Here is a 15639-nt window from a genome sequence, read left to right as displayed (position 1 = left end):
CTCGACAACGCCGACCCCTATGACGGGGCGGTGCCATCCTGGCACCACGCGGTCCGCGCCGCCGGGCACACGGTGGTGTCGATCGGCAAGCTGCATTTCCGCGGCCTGCCCGGCGACGATCACGGGTTCTCCGAGGAGCGGCTCGCGATGCACGTGGTCGAGGGCAAGGGTGATCTGCTGGCGCTGATCCGCGACGAGACCGCCCCGCCACGCAAGGGCGCGGCCAAGCTGTCGGCCATGGCGGGGCCGGGCGAGAGCGACTACACGCGCTACGACCGCGACATCGCCTCGGAGGCGCAGGTCTGGCTGCGCGAGGAGGCACCGCGCCAGACCAGGCCGTGGTGCCTGTTCGTCAGCCTGGTGACGCCGCATTTCCCGCTGATCGCCCCGCCCGAGCACTACTACGCGACCGAGCCGGAGCGGCTCGCGCCGCCGAAGCTCTACGCGGCGGAGGAGCGGCCGCGGCATCCGTTCCTCGACGACTACGCGCGCACGATCCCCTACGACGCCTCGGTCGAGGACGAGGCGACGGTGCGGCGGATGCTGGCCGGCTATTTCGGCCTCGTCGCGTTCATGGACGAGCAGGTCGGGCGCATCCTCGACTGCCTGGAGCAGACGGGATTGTCGCTCTCGACGCGCGTGCTCTACGCCTCGGATCACGGCGACAATGCGGGCGCGCGCGGGCTCTGGGGCAAGAGCACGATGTACGAGGAGAGTGTCGGCGTGCCGATGATCCTGTCGGGGCATGCGGTGCCGCCGCGCACCGTGATCGCCACGCCGGTGACGCTGCTGGACGTGTTCCCGACCGTGCTCGACACGCTGGGGATCGCGGCCGAGGCTCCGGCGGGGACATGCTCGCTCGTCGCGCTTGCGCGCGGAGCGCGGCCGAAGCGCGAGGTGGTCTCGGAGTACCACGCCTCGGGCTCGCGCCAGGCGGCGTTCATGCTGCGCGACGCGCGCTGGAAGTATGTGCGCTATGTGGACTATCCGCCGCAGCTGTTCGATCTCGACTCCGATCCGGAGGAGCTGGTCGATCTCGGCGAAAGTCGGGCGCACGTGTCGTTGCGTGCGACGCTTGAGGCGCGGCTGGTCGCGGCCCTGGGCGCCACCCCGGCGGAGATCGATGCGCGCGCGAAGGCCCGTCAGGCGTCGATCCTGGCGGCGGCGGGCGGCCGCGAGGCGGTGATGGCGCGCGGCGACCTGCCCTATTCCCCCCCTCCCGGCGCACGCCCGGCCTGGAGCTGAGGGGGGTCCGGGGGGCCCTTGCGGCCCCCCGGCGGGGGCCAGGGGGCGAAGCCCCCGGTTTGCCTCGGGCTACTCCACGCGCGCGCCCGACAGCCGCACGAGCTCGGCCCATTTCGCCGCCTCGCCACGGTAGTAGCCTGCGAATGCCTCGCGTCCCATGTTCACGGCGATCGTGCCGTCCGCGGTCATCCGCTCGACCCATGCCGCGTCGGCGAAGATGCCGCGGATCGCCTCGTCCAACCGCGCAACGACCGGCGCCGGCGCGCCGGCCGGCACCATTACCGCGAACCAGCTCACGACCTCGGCGCCGGGGTAGCGCTCGGCGAGGGCCGGCACATCGGGCAGGGCGGGGCTGCGACGCGGCGAGGTGACGGCGATCGCCCGCAGCCTGCCGGCGGTGACGAGCGGCATCGCCGTGCTCATGGTCGGCAGGCCGAACAGCACCTGGTTGCCGAGCACGGCGTTGATGATGTCGGGCGCGCCGCGATAGGGCACGTGGACGGCCTCCACGCCCGCCTTGCTCCTGAACAGCTCAGCCGAGAGATGCGCGCCGGAGCCGTTGCCACCGGAGGCGTAGTTGTGCCGTCCCGGCTCGGCCTTCAGCAGCGCGACCAGCGCGTCGAGATCACGCGGCGTTGCCTCGGCGGAGACGACCAGCAGGTGGGGCATGGCGAAGGGCAGGTGCACCGGCAGGAAGTCGGCGAGGGGGTCGTACTCGACGCGGGCATACAGGGCCGGGTTGATCACCAGCGAGTTGGTGCCGAGGATCAGCGTGTAGCCGTCGGCGGGCGCGCGCGCGCCGTGGGTGAAGCCGATATTGCCGCCTGAGCCCGGCCGGTTCTCGACCACCACCGGCTGGCCGAGGGCGGAGGAGAGGCGCTCGGCGATCTGGCGGGCGATCACGTCCGGCGCGCTGCCGGGGATGAAGGGGACGAGGAAGCGGACGGGACGCGACGGGTAGGTCTGCGCGCGGGCACCGGGCGCGGCGAGAGCGGCGAGCGCGGACAGCAGCGTGCGGCGACGCATGGTCATCCTCCCGGGGTCGTTCTGTTCACGTCACGCTACGGGAGGGGGCTCGGGCTGACAAGCGTGGGCCGGACGTGGCAGGCTCGGTCATCCACCAACGAGGGAGTGAACGATGGCAGGGATCACCCGCACGGCCGAGGCGGTCTGGGAAGGCACAGGCAAGGAGGGGTCCGGCACGCTGACGACGCCCTCCGCCATCCTGTCCGGCACGCCCTACTCGTTCGCGCGCCGGTTCGAGAACGTGCCCGGCACGAACCCGGAGGAGCTGATCGCGGCGGCGCATGCCGGCTGCTTCGCGATGGCGCTGTCGTTCGGATTGTCGAAGGAGGGGTTCAAGCCCAAGCGGCTGCATGCGAAGGCCGCGGTGACGCTCGAGCCGAAGGACGGTGGATTCGCGATCACAAGCTCGGCGCTGACGCTCCACGCCGAGGTGCCGGGGATCGAGCGCGAGAAGTTCGCGACAATCGTCGAGGGGGCGAAGTCGGGCTGCCCGGTGTCGAAGGTGCTGACCGCGACGGTGACGCTGGAGTGGACGCTGGCGTAGCGGCCAGGCCCTCACCCTGACCCTCTCCTGCGTGCGGGAGAGGTCAGGGTGAGGGCGGTTTCACTCGCCCTTCGGCGTGAACGACATCGCGACGCCGTTCATGCAGTAGCGCAGCCCCGTCGGCGGCGGACCGTCGGGGAACACATGCCCCAGATGGCCGCCGCAGCTGGCGCAGTGCACTTCGGTGCGGCGCATGAAGAAGCTCCGGTCCTCGCGCGTCGCGACCGCGCCCTCGATCGGGCGGAAGAACGACGGCCAGCCGGTGCCGGAGTCGAACTTCGTCTCCGAGGTGAACACCGGCGTGCCACAGCCCGCGCAGACGAAGGTGCCGGGGCGCTTCTCGCGGTCGAGCGGCGAGGTGCCGGCGCGCTCGGTGCCATGGCGGCGCAGCACGCGATAGGCCTCGGGCGAGAGGATCGCGCGCCACTCCTCGTCGGTTCTCTGGACGGGGAAGGTCTCGGTCGTGCTCATGGCCGGAGGATGGTCCTTCGCCTCGCCCGAGGGAATGCCCCGGGGCGAAGGGGGTTCGGTGTGGCCAGACGGCAGGTTACGGCGCTCCTGCATGGCGGCAGAAGCGCCGCTCCGTCAATCCGCCGCGGTCAGGCCGAGCCGAACGATCACCGCCGACCAGCGCGCCGCCTCCCGCCGCTGCCATGCATCGAGTGTTGCCGGCGTGGAGCCGATGATCTCGTTGCCGGCACGGTCGAGCCCGCCGCGCGAGGCCGGGTCGGTGCGCAGCGCCTCGCGCACCACCTCGGCAATCCGTTCCGCCACCTCGCGCCGGAACCCGGCCGGGGCGATCAGCCCGGTCCAGCCGAAGAACGCCGTGTCCGGCAGGCCGACCTCGGCGAAGGTCGGTACCTCGGGCAGCGTGGCAAGCCGCGTCTCGCCCGACTGGGCAAGACCGACCAGCGTGCCGGCCCTGATCGCCTCGAGCGCCGCGGAGGGCACGTTGAACATCGCATGCACGCGCCCTGCGACCAGGTCGAGTGTCGCCTGCGGAAACCCGCGATAGGGCGCGTGTGTGATGTCGAGGCCGAGGCGCTGCTTGAACTCCTCCATCGCCAGGTGAGTCACCGTTCCCGGCCCGATCGAGGCGTAGCTGAACCGCCCCGGATGGGCGCGCACCAGCGCGACGAAGCCTGGCCAATCGCGCACGCCGAGGCTTGGTGGCACGGTCAGCACGAACGGCACGCGGGTCAGCAGCGAGATGGCGGTGAAGTCGTGCGCAGGGTCGTAGGCGAGGCGTGGGTTGAGCGCCTTGGCAACGGTCGTGGGCCCGCCGAGCACGACGCCGAGCGTGTGGCGATCGGCTGCGCGCGCGACCTCCGCCGCCGCGATGGTGCCACCGGCGCCGGGGCGATTCTCGACCACGAAGGGTTGTCCGAACGCGGCGGCGAGATGAGGTGCCAGCCCGCGCGCCACGAGGTCGGGGCCGTTGCCCGGCGGCACGACGACGATCAGCCGCACCGGCCGTTCCGGCCAGGGCGAAGCGGCAGCGGCGCGGCGCACCGCCGCGGCCGCGAGCGCGCCGCCGACCACGCGACGGCGGCGTAGATGGCCGAGTGCGGCGCGCTTCGCGGGCAGACGGAGCGGCGTCCGGACGGGGACAAGGCGCACAACCATGGGTCACTCCTGTGCTGTCGTGCAGAGAGCGTCGGGTCGTGCCTCGCGCCTTGTCGGTTGTTGCGCTTGCGAAGCTCGAGGATGATGCAGGCGAAGCCCCATTGTGTCCAGCCCCATCACGAGATGGTACGGCGGCGCGCACGAGGATCAGCCGGCGGCCTGCCGAGGACGCGCCCGGAGAAAGAGCAGCCGGTTCATCTCGGGAACGGCGCGGACGAGGGCGAACCCGGCCCTCTCCAGCACCCTGCGCGAGCCGATGTTCCCGGGGTGCGCGAAGCCGCGCAGCTCGGGCAGGCGCAGCTCACGATCCGCGAGCGTGGTGCAGACCGCGACGAGCTCTGAGGCATGTCCCCGCCCCCACACATCCGGGTGGAAGAAGTAGCCGACCTCGGGACCCCAACCGGGCTCGAACGGATCGCGGTACAGTCCGCCCCAGCCGATGATGCGGTGATCCGCCTTCGCGCGCACCGTCCAGGGCGCGTAGCCGTCGTGCCGGCGGCGCCGCTCATGGGCGACGATCCGGCGCCGGCAGTCGCGCAGCGTGGCGTCGATGCGGGTCCAGCGCATCGCCTGCGGATCGCCGAGGAACGCGAACAGGGCCGGCACGTCGGCGAGGCGCGGCGGGCGCAGGATCAGCCGCGCGGTTTCGATCTCCACCGCTACAGCGGCAGTTCCAGCCCGCGCAGCCGGGCGGCGACGAAGGTGGCGTAGGGATCGGTCATCCCCGCCACCGCATCGACGGCCGAGCGCAGGATTTCGTGGCGCGGCCAGCCGGGCTCGGGCCGGTAGTCGCCGAAGATGGTGAGCGCCTGGCGGTGCCGGCGCGAGAGCGTCTCCGCGTCGCGCACCGCGTCGAACTCCAGGGCGGCGGCGAAGGTGAGGTCGAGCACCGTGCCGATGATCTCGTCGGCCGCGAGCTCGAATCCCACCTTGCGGTCATGCACATAGACGCGCGTGCGGTTGACGCGCTGCGCCTCGCCGAAGGCCGCTGCGATCGCGCGGTCCTGCGCGGCAAGATCGTCGAGCAGGCCCCCGCCGCGATACGGCACTCCCGACATGATCTCGCCGAAGCGCGTCGCGAAGATCGCGGCGGCCGCGTCGATCAGCCGCCCGATCGCCAGCCCGCGCAGCGAGGCGACGCCGCCGCCGGGCCGGCCGGCGATCGGCTCGATGATCTCGATGACCTCGCGCGCGGGCACGATGCCGAGATCGACCGCGTCCTCGAGGTCGGCAAGCGTGTAGGCGATGTCGTCGGCCGCCTCCATCAGCCAGGTCGCCGGGTGGCGCGGCGCCGCGGCCGGATCGTCGATGCCGTAGAGATGGCGCACGACATTGGCGATGGCGTCGCGTTCGGTGTCGAACACGCAGAACTTGGTGCCGTCGCGAGACCGTGCATCCTTGGCACCCCACGGGTATTTCAGCATCGCGCCGAGCGTGGCGTAGGTGAGGCGGAAGCCGCGCGCCATGCGGTGCATGTCGATCTTGGTGACGATGCGGAACCCCTGCGCATTGCCGTCGAAATGCGCGAGATCGGCAGGCGCGTCGGCAAGCCCGGCCGAAAGCCTCGCGAGCCTGGTCGCAAGCGCGTCCTCGCCGGCGTGGCCGAAGGTCGGGTTGCCGATGTCGTGGATCATGCAGGCCGAGCGCACCACGGCGCCGAACTCCTGCGGCGAGACGCCGGCCGCGTCCAGCCGGTCCTCGATCAGCGCTCCCGCGCGCACACCGAGCGAACGGCCGACCGAGGCCACCTCAAGCGTGTGCACCAGCCTGTTGCGCACGTGGCTGTCGTGCGGCAGCGGGTGCACCTGGGTCTTCGCCTGCAGCCGGCGGAACGGACGCGCGAAGGTGATGCGGTCCTGGTCGCGCTGGAAGGCGTCGCGGTGCGGCTCGTCGCGCGGGGCGGTCTCGCCGAAGCGGACGCGCGAGAACAGCCGCGCGAGGTCGAGCATCAGCCGCGCAGGCGCGCGATCGTCGCGGTGGTGGAATTGCCGGGCAGCAGCTCGGCCAGCATCACCCGCCCGCCCCAGGAGCGCACGCGGGAGTCGTCATCCCCAAAGGCCCCACCTTGGCGACAGCGTATCAGCGCCTGATCTGCGCGAGCTCAGCTTCGATCTGGGCGCGGTGTGGGAAATCGGGTTGGAGCACCAGAGCGCCCTCCAGATGAAGCCGCGCCTCGGCCGTCTGTCCACGGGCGAGCTTGATCAGGCCGAGGTGATAGCGCACCCAGGGATCACGCGGGGCGGCTCTCACGGCCTTCGCGAGCGCCCGATGAGCCTCGGGCTGCCGACCCGCGACGGCAAGCGCGCAGGCATAGGTGCCCAGGATAGTGATGTCTTCGGGGGCGCGGCTGTGCGCCGCCTCGGCGAGCTTCAGCGCCTCCTCTCCGCGGGTGCCGGAGCGGACCAGCACCATCGCAAGGTTGTTCTGGACGAGATGACTTTCGGGCGCGAGCGCGAGAGCACGCCGGTAATGCCGCTCGGCCCCGGCCTCGTCGCCCATGCTCTCGGCGATGACGCCGCGCGTGAAGGCGAGGGAGGCGGTCTCGGGGCCGCCGAGCCTGGCGAGCTCCTCGTTTGCCTCCGCGAACAGGCCAAGGCGCAACTGTACATTGATCAGCGCGATCCGGGTCGCGTTGTCAGGTGTTGCGGCCGCGGCCAGGGCAGCGTGGTACCAGAAGCGGCCGCCGAGATCGTCGCCGATCTCCTCGGCGGACCTAGCCATCAGCACCTCGGCAGGCGGCACGCGCGGCGAGGCTGCCGCAGCGTGGCGGAACGAAGTCAGTGCGCTCGCCAGGTCTCCCTCGCGGAACTGGTGCGACGCCAGCGCAAGCCATGGTTCGGGCCGTCGTGGAGCCTTTATAGTTGCTGTATAGTAATACTGCCGGGCCGCCTGGTGCTGATCCCGTTGTTCAAACAACCGGCCGAGAGCGAGGTCGGTGACGAACAGCGCCGGCGCGGCACTGAGCGCGCCGCGATAGTCGGCCTCGGCTGCCGCAATATTACCGGCACGTTCCGCCTGCGCGCCACGGATCAACAGGAAATGCGCGGCGCTGCCGAAGCGCTGCTGGGCATCGGCCAATGCCGCGCGCGCCTGCTCGGTCTCGCCCCGCGCCACCAGCGCGAAGACCCGCTCGGTGGCTTGCATGATGTCGGCGCCGGCGAGGTTCGGCTCCACACGCGCTGCGGCCGACCAGAGTGCCGTCGCGTCGTCGGCCCGGCCCTGATGGAACAATACCGTGCCAAGACCGTGCAGCAGGAACCGGTCATTGGGATCGCGCGCGATCGCCTCGCGCAGGTCGGCTTCCCGGCGTGCCAGTGCGTCTCGGGCCTCGCGCGCCACGCCCTCGCTCTCCGCCGGCGACAACAGATCTCGGAACTGCTGCGGGCCGCCGGGGCGGGCGGGCTCCGCACCGTGCGTGGAGTCCTGGATGAGCGGGGCGGCGCCGGCCACCCCAGCCACAAGCGCAAAGGCGAACAGCGCAACAGCGAAACGCATCGTCGAGCACCCCCTGATGGTCGACACGGCAATGGGAACTCTGCGGCAGGACACGCCTGCCGCAGGGTCCGCGTTCAAGACCAGCACCGTCGGGTCACGCGCCGATGTGACGCCGCCGGCGATGCAGCAAGCCAAACACAATCAGCGCTGCGCCGAGCAAAGCCAGGCTGCCAGGCTCCGGCACCGGCGTTCCGCTCTCATCCTTCAGCGTCACCGTCAGATCGCTCAGGATTGCCGAGATGGCGCCGACGCCGGGAGCACGCCCGAAGGTCGCGCGGACGTCGAGGTAGCGCCCAACCAGCCCGAGCGGATCGCCGCTGTCGTACAGGGCGTATGGGGACCAGTTGATGCCGTCATTCGACGCCCTGGCCTCGATCTTGAGTGAGGTTCCGACCGGGATGTCAGCTTCGGCTTCGGTGTTGAAGAAGATCTCGTCCCAAACCGCGTCGATCAGCCCGGCATCGAGCACGTTGCGCCATGTGCCGCTGCCGATCGTCGATCCGGCGAGCACGGTGCCCGTCATGTCGCTGTAGTTGTACGGGTTTGCGCCCGCGCCGAGGGCAACGGTCAGGTCGACCGCATTCGTTGCCGGGTCGATCCGCATTACGTCGCTGCTGTTGAGGTTCGTGACCCAAACTTTTCCATTCGCGTCCACTGAGACACCGGTCGGCTCTCTGCCGACTGCAATGGCCGCGACTATATTGCCGTCATTATCAAAACGGATGACTCGATTGCCGATCGAGGAAGCCACCCAGATGTTGTTATCCGGCGTGACAGCGATGCCCCGCAAAGCGAACGCAAATTGGCCACCGCTGAAAGTGCCTTCTATATTATTAGTAATCGGATCAATTCGTTGCACCGTGTTAGAAGTCCAGTTGGACACCCAAATCTTTCCGTTTGTGTCGATGGCGATACCGTATGTAGTCCGACCCATGTTGATGTTCGTGGTTATATTTGTCATCGGATCATGCTTGACAAGACTGGTACCTACACCCACTGACCAGAGCACGCCGTTGCCATCGATGACACCACCGTAACCGCCGACGCCAATGTTGAATGAGTTTCCCACACCCGGAATCGGAGCGCCTGTGGTTCCATCATAGAGTTGGTGGGCCGCGTTGCCGAAGCCGCCAACCCAAACATTATTGTTCGCATCAACCGCCACCGTACGGGCCGCAGTCCCGGTCGTGCGCACATAGTTCAGGATTGCCGGATCCTGTGCCGTCGACGTCCCACCGAGATTGTCTGCACCGCCGGTATTGGTCCACGGCCGCGCATCGAAGGTCCCCGCGGCACCGGTCGGTGCGTTGAACACACCTGTGGATGTGTTCGGCCCTGCACCACTGGCCGAGATCTTCGCCACCGAGCCGAGGCCACCGGAGGATTCCGCGCGATTGGCGACCCATACATCGCCATTGACGTCCACCGTCGTACGCGACGGATCGCGCCCACGGCCATTCGGCGCGGTAAAGTACTCGCCGAGCACCTGACCGGTATTGGTGTCGATGCGGATCACCGTGCCGCGCCCTGAGGCCGCGACCCAGATATGGTCGAACGGCGTCAGGACGGGGAAGTCCAGCTTGACATGGCCGGTCGGCGGCTCGGTGCTGTTGGTGCCGACATAGATGCCGGTGGCAAAATCCGCCTGGGTCGTGAATGTGAAGCTCGCCGCCCGGGCCTCGCCCAAGGCCGCGAAACCGATCACGGCGCAGCCCGAGAGCAACGCGCCCCATCGCCGTGGCAGTCGCCTCCTGATGCCCATCGCTGACCCCCTTATCGTTCTGCTTGCGCCGGGGACGGCCGAGCGAAGCGGTCCCGCTCCTCGGCATAGGATGGCATGCAAGAACGATGCCTATTTGGTAACCATCTGATGCTTAAAACTATTTTTATCGACGCCCTGGGTACCGCCCCACCGACGCTTCCTTTGTCAAATTTTCCGACAGTCAAACATGAATATTTTTTCACAGTAGATGCCTCGTAGGCGCATTTTCTGGCGCCTTATCAAGCCGAGAGGGATAGCGACCGGGAAGACGAAGATTACGCAGCTGTTATTTTATGTCTTTCTGGCGTCGGATTTCTTTACACCAGCCTCTGCCGAGCTGAAGGGGCGACACGGCGAAAGCCCACCTGCCGCCTGATCAGGCTACGTCCGGCGCGGCGACCCCCTGAGCCGCGCGATCGTCGCGGTGGTGGAATTGCCCGGCAGGAGTTCCGCCAGTATCACCCGCCCGCCCCAGGAACGCACGAGATCCGCTCCCACCACCTGGTCGACCGTGTAGTCGGCGCCCTTCACCAACACGTCCGGGCGCAGCGCCGTGATCAGCGTCTCGGGCGTGTCCTCCTCGAAGATCGTCACGAGATCGACATCGGCGAGGCTCGCCAGCACGGCCGCGCGCGCGGCCTCCTGCTGCACCGGGCGGTTCGCGCCCTTGAGCCGGCGCACCGAGGCATCCGAGTTCAGCCCGACCACGAGACGATCGCAGGCACCGCGCGCCTGCTCGATCAGGTGGACATGCCCGGGGTGCAGCAGGTCGAAGCAGCCGTTCGTGAAGCCGATGCGCCAGCCGCGGCGGCGCCAGCGCTCGACCTGCTCGGCGGCCGCCTCCAGGCTCACGACCTTGCGCAGCGCGCCGGTCGCCGGGGCGAGCGCCTCGAGCAGTTCCGTCTCGCGCGCGACCGCGGTGCCGATCTTGCCCACCACCACGCCCGCGGCGATGTTGGCGAGCCGCGCCGCCACGGGCAGCTTCAGCCCCGCCGCGATGCCGGCGGCCAGCGTCGCCACCACCGTGTCGCCGGCGCCGGAGACGTCGAACACCTCTTTCGCTTCGGCGGCGAAATGGGAGATCTGCTCGCCCTGACTGCCCTCGACCAGCGTCAGCCCGTCCTCCGACCGGGTGCACAGCACCGCACCGAAGCCATGCGCGGCGATCAGCGATCGGCAGGCCGCCACCACCTCGTCGGCGGTGGCGACCGGCAGGCCGGTTCCCTCGGCCAGCTCGCGCCGGTTCGGCGTGATGATGTTGGCGCCCGCGTAACGGGCGTAGTCGCGGCCCTTCGGGTCGACCACGACGATGCGTCGGCGCTTGCGCGCGGCAGCGATGATCTGCGCGGGCGTGTCGCCGGCGAGCGTGCCCTTCAGGTAGTCGCTGATCACCACGACCTTGCACGCCGCCATCGCGTCCGAGGCGATCGCGACCATCCGCTCGGCGAGCTTCGGATGCACGGCCTCGGTGGTCTCGCGGTCGGCGCGCAGCAGCTGCTGGCCGGCGGCAAGGTAGCGCGTCTTCACCGTGGTGAGCCGCCCGCCCTGCACCAGCAGCCAGGGCTCGACATTGGGCTGTCCGCCGATCAGCGCGGTGAGGTCAGAGCCGGCCTGGTCGTCGCCCACCACGGTGAGCAGGGAGGCCGATCCGCCGAGGGCCGTGATGTTCCGCACCACGTTCCCCGCCCCGCCCGGCATGGCGATCTCGCGCTCGACGGTCACCACCGGGATCGGCGCCTCGGGGGAGACACGCTCGACCGCGCCATAGACGTAGCGGTCGAGCATCGCGTCGCCGACCACCAGCACCGAGGCGCGCTTCAGCGCGCGCGCGGCGGCGACCAGGTCGACGGGCTCGGGGTCGGTCATCGGCATCGGCTTAGCGATGGGCCCGCAGCAGGGCAAGGGCCGCCCACCATGGCAGGAGCCCCACTCCTCCGCCCGGGCCCGATGATCCGGCGTGCCCGCGTGCCACAATCCCTGCTTGCGCTTCGCGTCGGTCTTCGACGACAGTCATGGACGGCAATCAGTGTCTGACGACGTGGAGGCCGAGCATGATCGTCGTCGTCAACTACGAGGGAGAGAGCGCGGACTCGCGGTCCAAGCTCATCAAGGATGCCGAGAACATCAAGGCAAAGATCGATCGCAAGAAGGGGGCCGCGACGAACACCGCGCAGCCGGCCAAGAAGGGCCACGGCAAGGCCGGGCCCAAGGGCAAGGACACGGCCGAGGCGAGCGCGCCCGGGGAAAAGCTCTGTCGCACCGAGGACGAGCTGACCGCCTATCTCGCGACGCCTGCAAGCAAAGAGGAAACCAAGCTTCACGTCGTGGCCCACGGCAACCAACAGCAGGTCGGTCATTACAACGCACAGGGGCTGGCGAATTGGCTCGGCCCGGTCGTCAAGTCCCATCCGAAGCTGGCAAAGATCACGCTGCACGCGTGCTTCTCCGCGATGGGCGAAACCGACGAGGAGAGGCTGGTGCATCAGTTCGCGTCCGCGCTCCAACCCCATATCCCGCCTGGTCGCACGGTCGTTGTACGGGGATCGGCGGGCGAATCCGCGACCGACAGTGACGGCCACAACTGGGTTCTGAAGCCAGGCTTCAGTCTCGCGGATCAGAAAGACCCGAAGACGAAGCAGGCCGAGGCCGAGATGTACAATCGGATCGGACAGGATCGACAGACAGCGCGACCCAAATACGCGATCAAGAACTACAAGGGCGGCGGCGGCGAGATAACCCCGCTCTGAGCTCGCCTGGCTCATGCCTGGAACAGCGCCATGCGGTCGGCCCAGAACACCGCCGCGGTGAGTGGGCCGCCGTAGACCGCGCCGGTATCGAGGCCGATGCGGTTGGGGCGGATCACCGGCGCGCGCTCCGGTGTATGGCCGTGCACCACCACCGCGCCGTGATCGGCCTCGGAGCCGAGGAAAGGCTCGCGGATCCAGATCAGGTCCTCCTCGTCCTGGGCGTCGAGCGGAACGCCGGGGCGGATGCCGGCATGGACGAACAGGTAGCCGCCCGCCCGGTGGCGCCGGGCCAGGCCGCGCAGGAACCCGAGGTGGTCAGCGGGGATGCGGCCGATCCAGTCCCGCGGCTCGTCCGCGCCGTTGAGCCCGTAGGAGGTCAGCGTCGCCACCCCGCCGTTGCGCAGCCACAGCGCGAGCGCCGAGTCGTCGGCCGGGTGGTCCAGCACCTCGAGCATCATCGCCTCGTGGTTGCCGCAGAGATACACGGCCGTCGCAGGAATTGGCGGGGCAAGCACGCGCTCGATGACGCCGCGGCTGTCGGGGCCGCGATCGACGTAGTCGCCGAGATAGACGATCACCTGTTCGGGCTCGGGGGCGTGGGCGGCGTCCTCTGCGATCCGGGCGTGGATCGCGTCGAGCTTCTCGGCGCAGCCGTGGGTGTCGCCGACGGCGTAGAGGCGCAGACCGGGCGGCAGGCTGGCGGGGGCCGGCTGGGGGGCGGGCATTGCGGTGCAGCGTAGCCGTGCTTCATCGGCCCGTCACTTGCGGAGTGGCGTCTGCCGGGCCAGAGGTGGCGGATGCGGACCGTGCTTTTGGCCGAGGGGCTCGCCAAGCGCTACGGCGAGGTGCTGGCGGTGGACGACGTGTCGTTCTCGCTCGCGGCCGGGCGGACGGTCGGGCTGCTCGGCGGCAACGGCGCGGGCAAGACGACGACGATCGCGATGCTGCTCGGGCTGTTGATCCCCGATGCCGGCCGGATCACGGTGCTGGGCCACGACATGGCGCGCGACCGGTTCGCGGCGCTGGCGCGGATGAACTTCTCCTCGCCCTATGTGTCGCTGCCGCATCGGCTGAGCGTGCGCGAGAGCCTGCGGGTCTATGGGCATTTCTACGGGGTCGCTGGCTTGGAGGCGCGGATTGCGCGGCTGGCGGAGGAGCTCGATCTCATGACGTTGCTGGACCGGCCGGCGGGCGAGCTTTCGGCCGGGCAGAAGACGCGCGCGGCGTTGGCGAAGGCGCTGATCAACGCGCCGGAGGTGCTGTTGCTGGACGAGCCGACGGCGAGCCTCGACCCGGACACGGCAGACCGGATGCGCGCTTGGCTGGAAGCGTATCGGGCGGAGACGGGTGCGGCGCTGGTGCTGGCGAGCCACAACATGGCGGAGGTGGAGCGGCTCTGCGACGAGGTGCTGATGCTGAAGCGAGGCCGGGTGGTGGATCGCGGCGCGCCGGGGGCGTTGATCGCGCGCTACGGTCGGGCGGATCTGGAGCAGGTGTTCCTCGACATCGCGCGCGGCACGGGTGTGGCGGCGGGGGCCGGGTGAGGCGCGTGTTGAAGGGATAGGGGGTTTGGGGGAAAGCGACTGTCTTGATGGTCAAGCGGTTTGCCACGGGCGTCGATCCCTGAGGATGGCGTTGAGGATGGTGATGAGTTTGCGGGCCACCGCGATACGGGGACTCCCGGGACGGCACGGCGGTCGGCCGCAACATGCAGCGCCGCCGGCATCAGGAGTTCATCCGCTTCCTCAACCAGGTTGAGGCCGCGGTGCCGGCCGGGAGAATGGTTCACGCCGTGGTCGGAACCGAAAGCGACGTGCAGCGGCACAACGAAGGCACCCACAAGCACCCCGAGGTGCGCGCCTGGCTCGTCCGCCATCCCCGCCGGACCTTCCACGTCGCGGCCCGCCAGCGCCTCGTGGCGCAACGCCGTGAAGGGCTTCTTCTTGGCGCTCACCCGGTGTCGGCTCAAGCGCGGGGTCTTCGGCTCGCTGGTCGACCTCCAGGCCGCGATCAACCGCTACGTCGCCGAACACAACAGGCACCCCGAGCCCCTTACCTGGACCGCCGACCCCCAATCGCGCCCTCGCCGCCATCGGCCGCGGAAAGCGAGCGGTGCAGTCAGTCCGCTATCGGTTCGCGCCGGGCCGCCAGAGCACCTCGGAGGCGCCGCGGCCGTTCAGCCAGCGACCGAGCACGAACAGGTGGTCCGAAAGGCGGTTCAGGTAGCGCACCGCTTCGGGGTTGGCGGGTTCGACCGCGGCGAGTGCGACCACCGCGCGCTCGGCGGCGCGGGCCAGCGTACGCGCGTGATGCGCCCAGGCCGAGGCCGCGCTGCCGCCCGGCAGCACGAAGGATGTCAGCGCAGGAAGATCCGCGTTCATCGCCGCGACCTCGTCCTCCAGCCGTTGAAGCTGCGCCGGCACGATCCGCAGCCGGCTCTCCGGCGTCTCGCCCTCGGCGATCGGGGTGCAGAGATCGGCGCCGAGATCGAACAGATCGTGCTGGATGCGGTCCAGCATCGCATCTGCCCGGGCAAGGTCGGAGCCCGGCTCGCCCGTGCCGGTGACGCGCCGCAGCAGCCCGATCCCGGCGTTCGTCTCATCGATCCGGCCTATCGCATCGATCCGGAGCGCGTCCTTGCGCACCCGCGTGCCGTCGCCGAGCGAGGTCTCGCCGCGATCGCCGCCGCGGGTGGTGATGCGATCCAGCCGGACCATGGGGCCTCTCAGTCGACGATGCGGAAGGTGATGGGAATGGCGATGCGCTCCTCGACCGGCACGCCGCCGCGCCGCGCGGGATCGAAACGCCACTGCCACATTGCCTCGATCGCCGCGCGGTCAAGAAGGGCGTAGCCGGAGGAGTGCAGGATTTCCACCAGCGCCGGCACGCCCTCGGTCGAGACCGTGACCGCGAGCACGACCGTGCCCTGCCAGCGGTTCAGCCGTGCCTCGCGCGGCACGACCGGATCGACCTTGCGGCCGACGGACGCAGGAACCGCGGTGGAGAGCAGGCCCGAGACCGGCGCGGCCCGGGCGAGCTCGGCGCCGGGGGTGGCAGTCGGGGCGGCGGGGCGCGGCGGCGCCGGTGGCAGCGGGGGCGGGACCGGCAGGGCCGTGTCCACGGGCGGCGGCGCGGGCAGGTCCGGCGCGGGCAGGTCCGGCGCGGCCTCGGCCGGGGCGGTCGCGGCGAGGGCC

The 15639-nt window shown here is 69.9% G+C and carries 15 protein-coding genes and 1 pseudogene; 5 read left to right on the top strand and 11 right to left on the bottom strand.

From position 1 onward, the window contains the following. A partial coding sequence (locus ACTIFU_RS17135; protein WP_439579533.1) for a sulfatase-like hydrolase/transferase occupies positions 1–1245 on the top strand: 1245 nt, incomplete at its 5' end. Between the two features lie 69 nt (positions 1246–1314). On the opposite strand, the gene ACTIFU_RS17130 is transcribed toward ACTIFU_RS17135, so the two are convergent. Continuing rightward, positions 1315–2271, bottom strand: a complete 957-nt coding sequence (locus ACTIFU_RS17130; RefSeq protein WP_439579532.1) for a Bug family tripartite tricarboxylate transporter substrate binding protein — start codon at positions 2269–2271, stop codon at positions 1315–1317. A 112-nt stretch (positions 2272–2383) separates the two neighbouring features. Here ACTIFU_RS17130 and ACTIFU_RS17125 point away from each other — a divergent pair, with 112 nt between their 5' ends. Continuing rightward, positions 2384–2815 carry an OsmC family protein gene (locus tag ACTIFU_RS17125; protein WP_439579531.1) on the top strand — a complete coding sequence of 144 codons (432 nt, stop codon included), beginning with the start codon at positions 2384–2386 and terminating at the stop codon, positions 2813–2815. 60 nt (positions 2816–2875) lie between these two features. Here ACTIFU_RS17125 and msrB read toward each other — a convergent pair whose 3' ends face one another. The 7 genes from msrB to rfaE1 all read right to left on the bottom strand — a co-directional run bounded on the left by msrB (position 2876) and on the right by rfaE1 (position 11564). Then, positions 2876–3286, bottom strand: a complete 411-nt coding sequence (gene msrB, locus ACTIFU_RS17120) for a peptide-methionine (R)-S-oxide reductase MsrB (protein WP_439579530.1) — start codon at positions 3284–3286, stop codon at positions 2876–2878. A gap of 114 nt (positions 3287–3400) precedes the next feature. Next, the gene (locus ACTIFU_RS17115; protein WP_439579529.1) at positions 3401–4441 is read right to left on the bottom strand and encodes a Bug family tripartite tricarboxylate transporter substrate binding protein; all 1041 of its coding nucleotides are present in this window, start codon (positions 4439–4441) and stop codon (positions 3401–3403) included. Between the two features lie 147 nt (positions 4442–4588). Next, complete coding sequence (locus tag ACTIFU_RS17110) at positions 4589–5098, bottom strand: GNAT family N-acetyltransferase (RefSeq protein ID WP_439579528.1); 510 nt, start codon at positions 5096–5098, stop codon at positions 4589–4591. A 2-nt stretch (positions 5099–5100) separates the two neighbouring features. Then, entirely contained in the window at positions 5101–6390 is a 1290-nt protein-coding gene (gene dgt, locus ACTIFU_RS17105; RefSeq protein WP_439579527.1) for a dGTP triphosphohydrolase, read from the bottom strand. A 130-nt stretch (positions 6391–6520) separates the two neighbouring features. Next, complete coding sequence (locus ACTIFU_RS17100) at positions 6521–8023, bottom strand: tetratricopeptide repeat protein (protein ID WP_439579526.1); 1503 nt, start codon at positions 8021–8023, stop codon at positions 6521–6523. 7 nt (positions 8024–8030) lie between these two features. Next, positions 8031–9641 carry a PEP-CTERM sorting domain-containing protein gene (locus tag ACTIFU_RS17095; protein WP_439579525.1) on the bottom strand — a complete coding sequence of 537 codons (1611 nt, stop codon included), beginning with the start codon at positions 9639–9641 and terminating at the stop codon, positions 8031–8033. Positions 9642–10079: 438 nt separating this feature from the next. Then, positions 10080–11564 carry a D-glycero-beta-D-manno-heptose-7-phosphate kinase gene (gene rfaE1, locus ACTIFU_RS17090; protein WP_439579524.1) on the bottom strand — a complete coding sequence of 495 codons (1485 nt, stop codon included), beginning with the start codon at positions 11562–11564 and terminating at the stop codon, positions 10080–10082. Between the two features lie 185 nt (positions 11565–11749). Here rfaE1 and ACTIFU_RS17085 point away from each other — a divergent pair, with 185 nt between their 5' ends. Next, positions 11750–12445, top strand: a complete 696-nt coding sequence (locus ACTIFU_RS17085; RefSeq protein WP_439579523.1) for a C80 family cysteine peptidase — start codon at positions 11750–11752, stop codon at positions 12443–12445. 11 nt (positions 12446–12456) lie between these two features. On the opposite strand, the gene ACTIFU_RS17080 is transcribed toward ACTIFU_RS17085, so the two are convergent. Further along, entirely contained in the window at positions 12457–13170 is a 714-nt protein-coding gene (locus tag ACTIFU_RS17080) for a metallophosphoesterase family protein (protein ID WP_439579522.1), read from the bottom strand. Positions 13171–13242: 72 nt separating this feature from the next. Here ACTIFU_RS17080 and ACTIFU_RS17075 point away from each other — a divergent pair, with 72 nt between their 5' ends. Next, on the top strand, positions 13243–13989 hold the full coding sequence (locus ACTIFU_RS17075; RefSeq protein ID WP_439579521.1) for an ABC transporter ATP-binding protein: 747 nt from the start codon (positions 13243–13245) through the stop codon (positions 13987–13989). 140 nt (positions 13990–14129) lie between these two features. Next, a pseudogene (locus tag ACTIFU_RS17070) lies at positions 14130–14569 on the top strand (IS630 family transposase); the annotation flags it as partial. A 2-nt stretch (positions 14570–14571) separates the two neighbouring features. Here ACTIFU_RS17070 and ACTIFU_RS17065 read toward each other — a convergent pair. Beyond that, positions 14572–15162, bottom strand: coding sequence for a cob(I)yrinic acid a,c-diamide adenosyltransferase (locus ACTIFU_RS17065; RefSeq protein ID WP_439579520.1), 591 nt, complete (start codon positions 15160–15162; stop codon positions 14572–14574). Between the two features lie 8 nt (positions 15163–15170). Continuing rightward, the coding region (locus ACTIFU_RS17060) for an energy transducer TonB (protein WP_439579519.1) at positions 15171–15639 on the bottom strand (469 nt) is incomplete at its 5' end.

It is taken from the genome of Elioraea sp. (assembly GCF_051860475.1).
In the GTDB taxonomy this organism is placed as follows: domain Bacteria; phylum Pseudomonadota; class Alphaproteobacteria; order Acetobacterales; family Acetobacteraceae; genus Elioraea.
Note: the sequence above shows the minus strand (reverse complement) of the source record. Positions and strands in the feature narration are given on the sequence as shown.